Here is a 15,204-nt window from a genome sequence, read left to right as displayed (position 1 = left end):
CATGGTTTTAGAACTCTATTTCCCCGATCGCCCTTTCAACGAGCTTCACTATTTCCCCTTCATGAATTTGCCTATAAATCGCTTCAATGTCAGGATGAAAAAAGCGATCTTCTTCAACCATCGGGACTTCGCTCCGAACTAAATGATATACCTCCTCCGTTACCGGTGACGGTTTCAAAGGTAGATGAAAATCCATTGCTTGTGTTGCCGTCATCAATTCAATGGCTAAAATATATTCAAGTTTCTTCGAAATCCGATATGCTTTCCTCGAAGCAAAATAGGCAAAACTTATCACGTCTTCTTGATTTGCACATGTAGGGATATTATCTATTGTCGCTGGATGCGAGAGCACCCTGATTTCATTTAATAGCCCGGCAGCTGTATATTGTGGAATCATGTAGCCACTATTTAAACCTGGATTAACCACTAAGAAATTAGGTAATTCACTAAGGTGATGGTTTACAAGGCGATCTATTCTGCGTTCTGTTATTTTTGCTAAGTTTGCTAACGCTATGGATATCGCATCCGCATAAATCCCAACAAATGAACCATCAAAATTCCCAGCCATCAGGCCAATTCCATCTTCCTCTTCAGGAAAAATCAGAGGATTGTCACTTACAGAGTTCATTTCATTCTCGATTGATACAGCAGCGTCTTTCAATACTCTTTTTATGGCTCCATGGACTTGTGGAATGCATCGTAAGCTAAGTGCATCTTGTAATCTATGTTCCTTGTATGTATCAATGATTTGGCTGCCTTCAAGAATCCTTGATACATTTCTGGCTGTCTTAGCTTGTTCCTCATGTTTTTTCAATGAGTGGGGACGGGGATCAAATGCTTTTATAGTACCTTTCAGCACTTCTAAGGACATGGCTCCCGTAATATCAGCGGTTTTCGCCGCCTGCATGCTATTGTATAAAGCCAGGACAGCCATCGCGGTGACGGAAGTAGTCCCGCTTGTAAGTACCAATCCTTCTTTAGCACCCAACGTAACAGGTGTTAATCCCGCTTTCCCTAAAGCTTCCATGCCAGGTAAGAGCTCATCTTCATACCATGCCTTCCCCTCACCCATCACCACTAAGGCCATGTGAGCTTCGGGAGAAAGATACCCCACTGACCCATCACCTGGAACAAACGGAATGATATCGTGATTTAATAGTGAAGCAATTAGATTTAATACATGTAAACGAACTCCTGAATACCCTTGGCCTAAATTTACTAGGATCATCAATTGAATGGCCCTTACGACTTCTTTTTCAAGAGTTTCCCCAACAGAAACGGCATGTGAACGAACAATATTCCGTTGAAGGGTTTCTGCGTCCTTTGGAGAAATCACCTCGGTCATATTACTGCCAAAACCCGTAGTTACACCATAAATCAATCGATTTTCATCTAAAAACTTGTCTATTAAGCTACGTGATTTATTCACCCTATCACAATAAGTTTGTGTAAAGGAAACCATCGCCCCATATCTTGCAACCGCAATTACCTCTTGGATTGAGATGGCGTCATCCCCTAGTATAACCTCTTTAATATCCTTAGGATGTAAACAATCGGCAGTTGTCATCCTTATACATCTCCTCTCTTATGACTCATCAAAGAAGGAGAAAAAAGTTTTGGTCCTTCTCATTTATTTACTGGAAGTTATCTTATGTTATTTTTTCATTTTTTGTAAAGGGAATAGCGGTTCCTTTTGGAGAATTCTCCGTTTCTAGCAATGGGTCACTTGCTTCATGTAATGAAAGATTCTTCGTTTCAGGTGCCCAGGCGATCGATACGATCAAGCCCACCAGCAGAATGGCTGCCATTCCTGCCATTGAGGCACTTAATCCGAATGAACTTAAAGAAACAGGCAGCAGAAATGTTCCAATTGCAGAACCAATCCGACTAATTGCCGTAACCATACCTATTCCCGAGCCACGGATTTCAGTTGGAAAAAGCTCTGCTGGGTATACTAATGTAAGGTTCGATGCTGCTGACATGAAAAAAGTAAAGATCAAGAAGGCTACCAACATTAAGAATTGAGAACCATTGTGTAAGATGCTGAGTGAAAACAATGAAACAGTAAGGATCGTGAAAGCCCCGATGGTAAATCCTCTACGAGAAAATTTTGCTAGCAGCCAAAGACCAATAATTGCTCCGACAAGCAAGAATAGATTTAACATGGTATCGGCAAAAAAGTTCTGTTCAAAACCCATTGTACTAAGTATGGAAGGCAGGAAAGTGTAAATGGCAAAGTAGGGAATAACAAGAGTCAATTTGAATATTCCACCAAAAGCCAACCGCTTACGAAGTCTTTTACTGAAAAGCCCACGAAACCCCAGAGTCTTTTGGTTTTCTGTACCAGTCGTCGTTTCTCCCATTTCAACGTTCGCTCCAAGGTGTTTTTTTACAATCTGGCGAGCTTCTTCGACACGCCCCATGCTGACAAGCCACCTTGGTGATTCAGGCGTTCCTATTCTTAAGATCAAAACCACAATTGCCGGAATGGCAGCGCTGACAAGCATCCAACGCCATGAATCTGAACCAATTTGGCCCAAGTAATGACCAACAAAGTTTGATGCAACATATCCAAGCGTCCACACTACGTTTATAGACGCGAGGAGCGAGGAGCGATACTTTTTGGGAGAAAACTCGGCAAGCAAGGTCGTACCTACAGCGTAATCCCCTCCAAGTCCAAAACCAATCAGCAACCGTAAAATAAAAAGCTCTTCCGGGCTGCTAACAAAAAATTGTAAAATAGTAGCTACCGTGATGAGTAAAAAGTTTACGAGAAAGATTTTCTGTCTTCCTACACGGTCAGAAAGTCTTCCAAGTATTAAAGATCCCGCAAACAGACCGATTAAAGCAGAGCTGCCGATCAGCCCTGTCCACAATGAATTCATATTCATCTGAGGCCCGAATACTGTCAGGGCCATCGCAATGATTCCTAGAGAATAGCCATCACAAAAGCTGGAACCGAATGTAAGTCCTGAAATTCGAAAATGAAACCTATTAAATGGGGCATCGTCAATCGTGAATTTTTGTTCGTTCAAAGAATCCCCTCCATATTTTGATTTATCAGATATATTGATTCAAAAAAAAACACTAGAACTGTAACACTCCGTGAGTGGCGCTGAAATTGAATGGAACGAATAAGCTTAATACCATAAAAAAATTGAGCAAAGAATATTATGAAATATACTCTTTTTATAAACTATATCAAATCATTCTACCTTTTAATTTCTATTTTATATATGAAAATATAGTTTAAGTTTCAATCAATTGTTTATCATTGAAATAAATGACTTCACTAAGGATTTTACAGCCTTCCATTACCTCAAATCTTTCCCTTGCTTCCTTTTCTGTGCTAAACTCAAACATTTTTATGCCTTTTTTCGAATGGATAGTGATTATCCACATAAAATTCCCTCCACATGGAAGATTCATTTCCACGAACTCCTTAAAATACTTTCATTAAATCTCACTGTAAAGTGGTAAAGTGTTTAATGCTGAAAATGCGTAGGATGATAAATTTCATCCTACTATTCAGCACCATTACATTTGTTAATACTTCCAAAAGCCCATTCCATCCCCTGAATTTTTCAGCGGATGGAATGGGTAGACATTGATTGAGAATACTGATTTTTAAAGGCCCGTAAGGCTTTTGGAATCAGACTTCACTTTATCATTCACAACTTGAACACCGTTTTTCCATACTGTCTTAACATGGTTAACCCCAAATAAATATTGCAACTCCTGATAGTTTTCAACATTCCATAAAACGACATCCGCTTGTTTTCCCACTTCAAGTGAACCTATCTTTTCCTGTCTGTTGATTGCACAAGCAGCATTGTATGTTGCCGCGGTAAGCGCTTCAGCAGGGGTCAGCCGCATCGAGATGCATGCCAGGTTCATGACAAGCGGCATGGAAGTCGTCGGCGAGGATCCGGGATTGCAATCGGTCGATATGGCAACAGCTACACCTTCATCAACCATTCGCCGTCCTGGGGCCGCATCTTCCCTTAAATACAAAGCTGTGGCTGGAAGCAAGCAGGCAATGGTTCCTGACTTAGCCATGGATTGAATTCCCTCTTCGGAGGCCTTTAATAAATGCTCGGCTGATATAGCCCCGATTTTAGCAGCTAGTTCGGCTCCCCCGTAAGGCTCAATTTCATCAGCATGAATTTTAGGGATCAAGCCGTACTTTTTCCCCGCCTTTAATATCCGCTCTGATTGTTCAGGGGTAAAAACCCCTTTTTCACAAAACACATCATTGAATTCAGCAAGCTTTTCTTCAGCGACGATTGGAAGCATATCATTAATCAGATGATCGACAAATTCATCCTCACGGCCTTTATAATCCTTTGGAACCGCATGGGCTCCCATGAAGGTAGGAACTAGATCAATCGGATGCTCTTCCTGTAACTTCTTCATCACCCGCAACTGCTTCAATTCGGTTTCCAAATTCATTCCATAGCCGCTTTTACCTTCTACTGTAGTCACACCATGAGCGAGAAACGAATCAAGGCGTCGTATGGTTTGTTCCATCAACTCTTCTTCACTTGCTTCCCTTGTCATGCGGGTGGTTGCATGAATGCCCCCTCCCCCGTTCATGATGTCCATATATGTTGCACCTTCCAGACGCATTTCGAATTCACGCTCACGACTTCCCCCATATACAACATGCGTATGGGGATCAACAAGCCCTGGTGTCACCAAATGGCCAGTAGCATCGAAAACTTCAGCTTCATGCATTCTATCAGCATAGAGTTTTTCCAATTCCTTGGTTGTCCCGACAGCTTGGATCAACCCTGATTCCATCCATATACTTCCATCCTCTATCAAACCAAGCTCCGACATTCCCTCTTTGGAACGCGGCCCTTTCCTTTCAGAGGTAAGGGTAGCAAGTTGAGTGGCATGTTTTATCCAAATTGGCTTTGTCATTTTTTATCAATTCCTTTACCAAGCATCGGGATATTAATACCTCTTTCACGGGCTGTTTCCTCTGCAAGTTCATATCCTGCATCAACATGGCGCACAACGCCCATCCCAGGGTCCGTTGTCAGCACTCGCTCAATCCTGGCTGCTGCTTCTTCGGTTCCGTCTGCCACAATTACCACGCCAGCATGCATGGAGTATCCCATTCCTACGCCACCGCCATGATGTACGGATACCCAGGTTGCACCGCCCACTGCGTTCACCATTGCATTTAAGATCGGCCAGTCAGCCACTACATCCGAACCATCCTTCATGGCTTCCGTTTCACGATTAGGCGAAGCGACAGATCCTGAATCCAAATGGTCACGTCCAATCACAATCGGGGCCTTCAATTCACCGCTTGCAACCATATCATTAAGGATTTTACCAAAACGGGCGCGCTCCCCATAACCAAGCCAGCAAATACGGGAAGGAAGACCTTGGAACTGGATTTTGTCTTGAGCCATTCTAATCCAGTTACATAAATGCTCATTATCAGCGAATTCACGTAAAATGGCTTGGTCTGTTTTATAAATATCTTCTGGATCACCAGATAAAGCGACCCAACGGAATGGACCTTTTCCTTCACAAAATTGTGGACGGATATATGCTGGAACGAAGCCAGGGAAGTCAAAAGCATTTTCTACGCCTTCATCTTTCGCAACTTGACGGATATTATTGCCATAATCAAACGTCACGGCTCCTTTTTCCATCATTTCAAGCATCGCTCTTACATGTTTGGCCATTGAAGCTTTAGAGAGTTTAATATACTCTTCTGGATTGGCATTCCTTAATTCTGCCGCCTCCACCATTGACATACCTGAAGGTGTATATCCATTAAGCGGATCATGGGCGGAAGTTTGATCCGTCAAGACATCCGGAATGAAGTTCCTTGCAATCATTTCAGGAAGAATATCTGAAGCATTCCCAATCAAACCAATCGATAATGCTTTTCCTGCAAGTTTAGCTTCTTTGGCTAAACGAATGGCTTCATCCAAAGAATCCGTTTTCACATCGGTATAACGAGTCTCGATTCTCCGGTCAATTCTTGTTTCATCAACATCAATTCCGATACAGACCCCGCCGTTCATCGTAACTGCCAGTGGCTGTGCCCCACCCATGCCGCCTAGACCAGCCGTAAGAGTGATAGTGCCTTTCAACGAGTTATTGAAATGTTGTTTTGCTAGCTCGGCAAATGTCTCGTATGTACCCTGTACGATGCCTTGAGAGCCAATATATATCCAGCTCCCTGCTGTCATTTGCCCATACATCATCAATCCCTTTTTATCAAGTTCATGGAATGTTTCCCAGTTCGCATACGCCGGGACGATATTTGAATTGGCAATCAGGACACGGGGTGCATCCGTATGCGTTTTAAAAATTGCTACCGGTTTCCCTGATTGGACAAGTAAAGTTTCATCTTCTTCAAGCTCTTTTAGTGATTTGACGATTGCATCAAAGCATTCCCAGTTACGTGCTGCTTTCCCAATCCCTCCGTATACCACCAAATCCTCAGGACGTTCGGCGACTTCAGGATCCAAATTATTCATCAGCATTCTAAGCACTGCCTCTTGTTGCCAACCTTTCGTATTCAAATCAGTGCCTCTATAGCGTATAACCTTATTTGTAATCGTATTCATTTCTCATTTCCCCCTTGTTTTTGTTATATTTTCATTCTATAAGAAAAATTCAGAATAATTTATTATAATTTAATGATATTTTTATAATTTGTTTCACTCTTTTGTAGTTAACTTTATTTTTTTATGAATAATTCCATCAATTACATTGTTATGAAATAAATAAAAAAGGACGATTCATTTATTGAATCGTCCTTTTTTATAAGCCAGACCGATATGCTGATGGTGTACAGGCTTCAAGCAATTTGAATTTGGCATTGAAATAGGTTTGATGTGAATAGCCGGCCAATTGTGAGATTTCCTCCAATGATAAATCCGTTTCCTTTAATAAACGTTTAGCTTCCCTAATTCGAACTTGGTGCAGCGTATTTCGAAAAGACTCGCCGGATTCAGCCGCAAATCGACGACTGAGTGTACTTTTATTGATTCGCAGAGTATCTGCACAACTCGCTAGATTCCACTGGGCGTCCCAATAGTTGGACTCGATCAGCTCCCTTGCCTTTTCGCTGATTGTGCGTGCCCCTTCCTGTAATTGTCCATGATCCTGCAGAAGCATATGGGTGGTGAACGCATGCAGCTCTTTCACTATTTGATGTATGACAGGTTTATGTACAATTTGCTGAAATACATCATAGTATATGGCTTCCAGCGAAGCATTTTGCAAGTTGTATGATTTCATATGCCTGCGAATCTGTGCAAGTACGCTTGTAAGTCGGATACGAACGATTTCCGGGTCGGGGTATGGTCGTTCGAAGGTAAGGAATTCACGTTCAATCCAGTTCCTGATAGCCTTCGCATCCCGTCGTTCGAGCATTTCTATCCATAGTCTTTGTTCAAGAGGAGTGAGGAATGGATCCATCTCTCGATGCGAAGTCTGTTGACTTTCGGCTAAGATGATATCATATCCATCGAAAAAGATTTGTCTCGTAAATTCACGAGTTTGCTGATACATCCTTTTTAAAGACTCATCTGAAGTTGCCGCCTTTATTATGATGGCAAGGGGCTCATCCATTCTATCTTTCCAATGGGCAAGGAAGGCCTGATACTCTTCCTTATATATCTCCATTTCCTTTGTTTCCTGAACACATAAAATAAAATCCGATAAAGCGAAGATTTGATTCTTCCCAGTAAAAGAATATCGTTGCAGTTCATCATAAACTAATGGAAGGGTCTTGTTATCAGGTGTCAAGAAAGCGACCATGGTTATTCGGCTTTCATGCTTCCGGTCTGTCAAGAAGAAATCTGGATACCCAATATCCAGAGCATTCTCATCATTCATGGTGTTTGACGAGATATGACCTGGACCATTTCTCAATTGAAAACGTAATTGTTGGATATGTTTTACCAAATCTGCCGAAGAAAAAGGACGGAATAAAACATCTTCAGCACGAAAACGTAAGGCTCGATAAGCGGTTTGGAAGATTCGCTCAGATGAAATCCCTAACCATCGAATTCCCCTCCGCTTTAACGAAACACCCATCGCCTCACTTTCATCCGTCCAAATATCCATATCCAAAATAACGAATTCAGGTTGCTGATTGCGTATGCCCTTTTCGAATTCTTCAATCGTTTTCCATAAGATCAATCTAACTCCCGTTAGGTGGGACTCCACGATCCAACGAATTCCTTGAGCCTCAATCTCATCTTTTGCCACCAAATGAATTTCCACATCATCACCTCATTTCTGCTGTTATCCCCCTAATGAATAATATGAAGTCAGCGAATAGAAAAGGGATCCCTGATCTTTTCGAAAGCACTTTCATCTCATCTCCATTCTAATCCCGCCGAAAACTACAAACAAGTCTTAATAGGCAGAACCTGCGATTTAGATTAAACTTTGACATTCTCAACTGATATTTTCATATATATGTGCTTATATAAAAAAAGAAACATCGTGGAAACGCTGTGATTTCCAATGATGTTTCTTTTTTTATCATTTTAATCTTCAATACATTTAGAACCTTTATAATCGATTAATATTGACATCAACTTCTTTACCTATGTTTTCTTCCGAAGCATCCGTCAATTTTAATGATAATAGGGTGATGACACCTATTATAAGTAATCCAGATAAAATAAACATCCCTTGAGTAAATGCAACAGTTCCGAGAATCATCGGTCCTACAAAACCGCCTAAAGCCGCAAATGAATTGACTATGGCTATTCCAACTGGGGCAGTGGACTCAGTGAAGAAAAATGTCATATAGGCAAAGAAACATCCACTGAACCCGTATAACCCGAAAGATGTAATCGTTAACATAAGTACCATCATAAAAACACTATTTGAAAAGCCGCATCCGATAAATCCGACAACCGCTATCATGAGGCAAACGAGCAAATGTGTTTTATGTTCATTAGTCCGATCTGAATTCCAGCCTACAAACATAACGGCAGGTATACCGACTAAAGATGGAATCATCGCTAACCAGCCTATTTCTAAATTAGTTGTTGCGTTTTCCGATAAAGATTTTATGATGGTTGGCATCCAAAATGACAATCCATAGATGGATGTGTATCCTGCAAAATAAAAAAGGGCCAACTTCCAGATTTTCGAATCTTTCAGCATATCAAGCTTCGTGACTTTATTTATTTTCGAGCTAACTTTTCTTTCCGCATTCAATTCGCACTCTAACCAATCACTTTCTTCCTTTGATAACCATTTAGCGTTAGACGGCCTATTAGTTAAATAGAAAACAACAACAATTCCTATAATAATGGCCGGAATGCCTTCAAGAATGTACATCCATCTCCACCCAGCCATACCGAACCAGGAAATATTGTCAAGAATCCAGGTGGACACAGGCGCACCAATCAATCCGCCAATCGGTAGGGCTAAAAGCAAAACCGCTGTTGCTCGTCCTCTTTCGCGGGCCCTGAACCAATAAGTTAAATACAAAATTATACCAGGGAAAAAACCAGCTTCGGCAACACCTAATAAAAAACGGAGAATATATAAATGCATCGTTGTTTGTGCAAAACCTGTTAATATTACCACAAGCCCCCACGAAATCATTATACGGGCAATCCATATCCGAGCTCCCACTTTATGCATGATCATGTTGCTAGGAACTTCAAAAAAGAAATAGCCGATGAAGAAAATACCAGAAAGCAATCCAAAAACTTCAGCGGATAGGGCTAATTCTGCATTCATTTGTAAAGCAGCATAGCCTAAATTGACCCTGTCCAAGTAAGCGATGATATACAAAAGCAGGATAAATGGAAGAATGCGTTTCATCGTCTTACTGATCGTTCGTTTCTCTATTTCACCACTGGAATGATTCAAGATTATTTCCTCCCTTTTCATGCTACTATTTCCCAAAAAAGGTTACTACAACTCTTTTCCAGCTTCCCGACACTCTGGTTCATTCCTAGCTCTCAATTTATCCTGAAAACCACCACCCTTCATTTACATATACTGAATCCAACAATATTATAAATACAATCCATATACTCAGGGCTAAAGAGGAATAAGCCTTTCTGCAAGACAGTAACCGATTGTATAGAAATCCTTGAAAAACCTCCTATTTAAACTGAATTAACCTTCCCCATACTTGACCCTAATCCTTGTAAGCGCTTTCTATATGCACGAAAACCATTTAAGATAGCGTTGTGATTATTCATGATCTACGTTAGATTAAATAGACCAGCAATCATTTAACTAGACTGTAGTCTGATATTAAACTATATAGGAATATTCTGTCAATTATCATTTGGAGGTTTTTTATGATTGAACCCAGAAAGAAACAACTTAGGGGAGAAAAGACTCGTGAAAAAATTTTACAAATATCTCTAAAGCTATTTAGCGAAAAAGGTTACGATAAAGTTACCGTTGACGAAATCGTGAAAAAAAGCGGCACATCAAAAGGGTCATTTTACCAACACTTTTCAGCGAAATCGGACATTTTTTTAGTGAGATTCATAGAAGTCGATGATTACTATCGCGAAGTCTTCCGTTCGTTCCCAGTCGATATGGACGCTACCGAGAAATTGTTTATTTTCATTCGCAAATTGATGCGTTTTCTGGAAGTAGAAATGGGCAAAGATTTAATGAAAGTGATTTACAGTTCCGCTTTAGATTCGAAAGAACATACTTACTTTTTAAATTCAAACCGCTCACTCTTCAAAATCATTCGTTCATTAATTGAAGAGGCGAAAAAACAAAACGACATTGGCACTGACCAATCAGTTAACGAAATTTCACAACTTATCATCCAAAGCCTGATGGGAATCATCTATCATTGGGGATTAAACAACTCAGAACAAAGCTTGGAATCACTATCCATACCGCTAACCAAAACAATCATTAATGGGCTGAAAACCAAGAACTAATACATAAATCAAAAGATTCATTTCTAAAAATCTGACATTTAATTCAATATTAACCCCAACCTTACTGAATAGTCAGGGAAACTCCATTAATATATAAGGTTCATACATTTTCTTTATTTCAATTAAGTGGAAACAAAGTAAACGAGGAGTAGAATGCCAGATATCATGAAACGATTTTTATTTATCACCCTATATGCACTATTATTTGGATTATCGCTGCAGGCTTTTAATTTCAAGCTTGACCACCCTATTGCCAAAGATATAAGCCGTCTGATGTCAGTTAAAATGAAAGTGATAAAGGCAGAAGGTAGTGAAGAAGAAATCAAAAAAGTCGTTTTGGATGCCGAAAAAAACGATGATCCCATTTCCATTGCCGGAATGCAGCATAGCCAAGGAGGGCAGACATTATATCCAAACGGGATCCTGCTCGATATGAAGAACTATGATAAAATACTTGATTTGGATGTAAAAGAAAAACTCATCACGGTCCAAAGCGGAGCAACCTGGGCTGCTCTTCAGGAATACATCAACCCATATGGACTTGCACTGCAGGTCAGTCAATCTCAAAACATTTTTACCATTGGCGGTTCTTTGAGCGTTAATGTCCATGGCCGGGATATCCGTCATCATGCCTTGATAGAAACCGTGGAATCTTTTAGATTGCTTGACGCAAAAGGACAAATCCTATCAGTGAGCCGCGAAGAAAATTCGGAGCTCTTCCATACGGTTATTGGCGGGTATGGATTGTTTGGAGTCATACTCGATGTAACACTCCACCTTACCGATGACGAACTTTATAACATTAAAACTAAATCACTTCATTATGATGAATATACGTCGTACTTTAAAAGAGAAGTTCTTCAAAACGATGATGTTAAAATGCATCTTGCAAGAATATCTGTTGCTCCTGACTCCTATTTGGATGAAATGTATGTAACGGATTATTATAGGGCAAATGACCAAACAAGGCTATCTGACTACGATACTCTCAAACGGGAAACGATCATTGCCGTTCCTAAATTCTTTCTTGGCCTCTCACGTTATAATGACTGGGGTAAAAACAGGTTTTGGGAAACTCAAAAAGCCTACACGGCCAATATTGATGGCAACTTGGTTTCGAGGAATAATGTGATGCGGTCGGATTCAGCATTCATGGATTACAGCAACCCCACCAAAACTGAAGTGCTGCAAGAATACTTCGTTCCGATTGAACAATTTGCTGATTATATCGATGACTTAAGAAGAACCTTATCTGATGAGAAAGATTTTAATTTATTAAATATCACAATTCGTTATGTGGAACATAATGATGAATCACTCATGTCCTATGCCAAGGATGATATGTTCGCTTTAGTGATGCTCATCAATCAAGGGACAGATGACGAAAGCAAGGATAATACAGGAAGGGTCATCCGTAACATGATCGATGTGACGCTTGACCATAACGGCAGCTACTATCTGCCCTATTATGGGTATCCAACCAAGACACAATTATTTGAAGCGTATCCGCGTACTGAGGAATTCTTTCGATTAAAGAAGAAATATGATCCTGATAATCGCTTCATGAATCTTTTCTATGAGGAGTATCATCCATGAATTATAAACGTTTTGTTTTTTACCAAGGCACTGTTGGAATGGCTGCCAGCATGATTTTCCCCTTTTATATTTTGCTAATCAAAAATGTGGGCACCAGTTATTCGCAATTCGGGTGGGCATATGGAATATTCTCATTGACTGCAGCGCTTAGCTATCCTTTAATCGGAAAATTCACTGACAAAACAGGTGACAAAGCATTTCTCCTTATCTATTCATGGGGGATGGCACTTATCCTGCTTGCCTTTCCTCTCGCATATGAAATTTGGCTTGTCTATCTCCTGCAAATCATTATGGGAGTACTTGGGGCAGTACAAAGAAACACTGAAAAAACGGTACTGGCAAGATATGTAACGAAGAAAACCGCGGGTGCGGAAATCGGGAACTACCATGTTTGGACCTCTGTCGGTGCTGCAGCTGCGGTGATTGCAACCGGATATTTAGTCGACTTTTTAACGATCGGCAGCATCTTTTACATAGCCTCCCTTATGTTTGCCTGGAGTGGATTTATTATAATGAAGATGGAGAAAAATACATCACTATCTAATGCAGAAAAACTAAAAATATAAGCATTTATTACTGGTAGCGCCAATAAATCAGTTACCCCTTTTAAAAGAAAAGCATCTGCATTAACCTCAGCAGATGCTTCTTTTACCATATATTCATTTGCTGATCAAAAAACTATAAATGATCTTACAAAAAATATTAAACCTGCTGCCCATTTTCCAATTTGGTTTCGTTATATATACGAATATTAGTACAATTAAAGATAACGGACATTAGCACATATAATAAAATACTACTTTCTATTCAATTTGATAATTATTTTTTGGTCTAAAAAAACTAATGACAGCATTATTATACCCATTCCAATCAATTGATGAATAGACAACGCTTCATGTAAAAAGAAAAAGCCTAAAATCATTCCGATGACAGGCACTATATAATTACTATATGAAGTAAATAATGCGCCTTCTTGCCGAATCAGCCTGTTAAATAATGCATAAACAAAACCTGCATGGAAAATGCCTAAAATCGCTAAGTAGATAGATTGAGATCGTGCTATATCCAATTTGAAAGATTGCTCTAACAAAAGGGACATGGGTATGAGCAATGCACTGGCAATCAGTAATACATTTCTCATATGAATGACGGAAGATCCCACGTTTAATTTCTCCATGAAAATCAATGATAATCCAAAACTCATAGCAGCCAATATCATGAGGATGTTACCCTGAATACTGTTAGAAAGGTCTTGGATTCCTTGTGTCGGCCAGGAAAGGAAGACAATACCTGCAAATCCGAATAGGATACTTGTAATCTCCGGCCTTGTGCTTTTTCTTTTGAAAAATGCTAGTAAAAAAAGGATGGTAAAGATGGGAACCATTCCAATCAGCACTGCTGCGATACTGCTAGGCACCGATTTCTGGCCTTGTGCAATAAAGACGAATGGCAGTACAACCTCGAAAAAAGCAATGATTATATACCATTTATAATAACTCCTGGGTACTTTTCGCTCTTCTTTTGATAAAAACAAACCAAAGAAGAGTAAACAGATACCGCCGATGCATGCTTTGATGGCAGACAATGTAATAACACCAACATTTTCTATGACTAATGCAATAAAGAAGAATTGAGATCCCCATATACCACTAATCAAGAGTAACAACAAATATTTATTCATTACTTTCCCTCCCTTTTCAACAATGGGTCGGCAAAAGTCTTACCATTATGCTTGGATTGAATTCCACCAAAATAATTCGTGCCGATTACCCCAGCAAGAATAATCATTGCACCTATTACATGATAATAATGAATCGATTCATGTAAGAAAATCACGCCTGCCATAATCGTAATCAATGTCGCTAAATTACTAAAAACGCTCATTTTAGATGCTGGTAATATAGATAATGAATAGTTTGATAAAAAAGCAGTAAGCAGTGACGATAATACCCCAAGATATACGATTGAAATGAGGAATGCACCACTTGTGAAGGGTAATAAAAAGCTGCTGATAGATTGGTTAATTATATGGTTGATGACGGCCATACTATTAAAAGTCACAAAACCATAGAATGTCATCACATACGTTAACGTAAATAGTGAATATTGCTTTGTTACCTTCCTCGCTACCACATTATAGAAAGCGGCAGCAATCGAGGATAATAAGATCAGGATCGTTCCTTTCAAACTGTGAGCCGCATGTTGCAAGTCATTCATGACAAAGATAAAGATAACTCCCAGCACAGATAAACCAAGAAAAAATTTCTGGCCTCTACCTGCGTATTCTTTCAAAAATAAAGAAGCTGATAATAATGTAAAAATTGGTATGGTCGCTTGGATAATACCCGCTTCTGAAGATGAGGTATAAATGAGACCAAACATTTGAAATGTAAAGAATAAAATTGGATAAAGGAACACCAACGGAAGAATTTTCACAGAATCCTTTGCACTCATTTTCACTGATGTCCTCCTAAATAGCTTAATAATTATGGCGATCAACAAAGCTATCGTAAATCGATGTGCCAATGTATCTAGCGGACTAGCTTCCATTAATGATATTTTTGTAAAGAAAAATGAAAATCCAATAATAATGGCATATAGTATCGCCGCAAGATAGGCTTTTTTATTTTCTTGCATATTGAGTAATCCTCCTTTTCAACACCCGGCCGGTTGTTAGTATCGT

General features: G+C 39.7%; 12 protein-coding genes. 3 read left to right on the top strand and 9 right to left on the bottom strand.

From position 1 onward, the window contains the following. Positions 1–7: 7 nt before the first annotated feature. From hutH to ACZ9AO_RS01300, 7 genes are all read right to left on the bottom strand, one after another. Positions 8–1,567 carry a histidine ammonia-lyase gene (gene hutH, locus ACZ9AO_RS01330; protein ID WP_476108267.1) on the bottom strand — a complete coding sequence of 520 codons (1,560 nt, stop codon included), beginning with the start codon at positions 1,565–1,567 and terminating at the stop codon, positions 8–10. 82 nt (positions 1,568–1,649) lie between these two features. After that, positions 1,650–3,035: an MFS transporter gene (locus tag ACZ9AO_RS01325; protein ID WP_251539159.1), complete on the bottom strand. Its 1,386-nt coding sequence runs from the start codon at positions 3,033–3,035 to the stop codon at positions 1,650–1,652. A 214-nt stretch (positions 3,036–3,249) separates the two neighbouring features. After that, entirely contained in the window at positions 3,250–3,402 is a 153-nt protein-coding gene (locus ACZ9AO_RS01320; protein WP_174878728.1) for a hypothetical protein, read from the bottom strand. Positions 3,403–3,627: 225 nt separating this feature from the next. After that, positions 3,628–4,926 carry an imidazolonepropionase gene (gene hutI, locus ACZ9AO_RS01315; RefSeq protein WP_251539157.1) on the bottom strand — a complete coding sequence of 433 codons (1,299 nt, stop codon included), beginning with the start codon at positions 4,924–4,926 and terminating at the stop codon, positions 3,628–3,630. Beyond that, entirely contained in the window at positions 4,923–6,599 is a 1,677-nt protein-coding gene (gene hutU, locus ACZ9AO_RS01310; protein ID WP_048677985.1) for a urocanate hydratase, read from the bottom strand. The genes hutI and hutU overlap by 4 nt, the downstream gene beginning before the upstream one ends. A 196-nt stretch (positions 6,600–6,795) precedes the next feature. Next, on the bottom strand, positions 6,796–8,265 hold the full coding sequence (locus ACZ9AO_RS01305) for a helix-turn-helix transcriptional regulator (RefSeq protein WP_251539156.1): 1,470 nt from the start codon (positions 8,263–8,265) through the stop codon (positions 6,796–6,798). A gap of 294 nt (positions 8,266–8,559) precedes the next feature. Next, on the bottom strand, positions 8,560–9,879 hold the full coding sequence (locus ACZ9AO_RS01300) for an MFS transporter (RefSeq protein WP_476108266.1): 1,320 nt from the start codon (positions 9,877–9,879) through the stop codon (positions 8,560–8,562). 440 nt (positions 9,880–10,319) lie between these two features. Here ACZ9AO_RS01300 and ACZ9AO_RS01295 point away from each other — a divergent pair, with 440 nt between their 5' ends. The 3 genes from ACZ9AO_RS01295 (at position 10,320) to ACZ9AO_RS01285 (ending at position 13,087) form a co-directional block, all read left to right on the top strand. Further along, a complete protein-coding gene (locus ACZ9AO_RS01295) occupies positions 10,320–10,925 on the top strand; it encodes a TetR/AcrR family transcriptional regulator (protein WP_476108265.1) in 606 nt (201 codons plus the stop codon). Between the two features lie 153 nt (positions 10,926–11,078). After that, complete coding sequence (locus ACZ9AO_RS01290) at positions 11,079–12,521, top strand: FAD-binding protein (protein ID WP_476108264.1); 1,443 nt, start codon at positions 11,079–11,081, stop codon at positions 12,519–12,521. Further along, positions 12,518–13,087, top strand: coding sequence for an MFS transporter (locus ACZ9AO_RS01285; protein ID WP_476108263.1), 570 nt, complete (start codon positions 12,518–12,520; stop codon positions 13,085–13,087). Before ACZ9AO_RS01290 ends, ACZ9AO_RS01285 begins: the two co-directional genes overlap by 4 nt. 230 nt (positions 13,088–13,317) lie before the next feature. On the opposite strand, the gene ACZ9AO_RS01280 is transcribed toward ACZ9AO_RS01285, so the two are convergent. Further along, positions 13,318–14,202, bottom strand: coding sequence for a DMT family transporter (locus tag ACZ9AO_RS01280; RefSeq protein ID WP_476108262.1), 885 nt, complete (start codon positions 14,200–14,202; stop codon positions 13,318–13,320). Next, positions 14,202–15,158 carry a DMT family transporter gene (locus ACZ9AO_RS01275; protein ID WP_476108261.1) on the bottom strand — a complete coding sequence of 319 codons (957 nt, stop codon included), beginning with the start codon at positions 15,156–15,158 and terminating at the stop codon, positions 14,202–14,204. Before ACZ9AO_RS01275 ends, ACZ9AO_RS01280 begins: the two co-directional genes overlap by 1 nt. Positions 15,159–15,204 lie beyond the last annotated feature (46 nt).

It is taken from the genome of Peribacillus sp. TE19612 (assembly GCF_056279465.1).
This window is presented reverse-complemented; position numbering and strand designations above follow the sequence as displayed.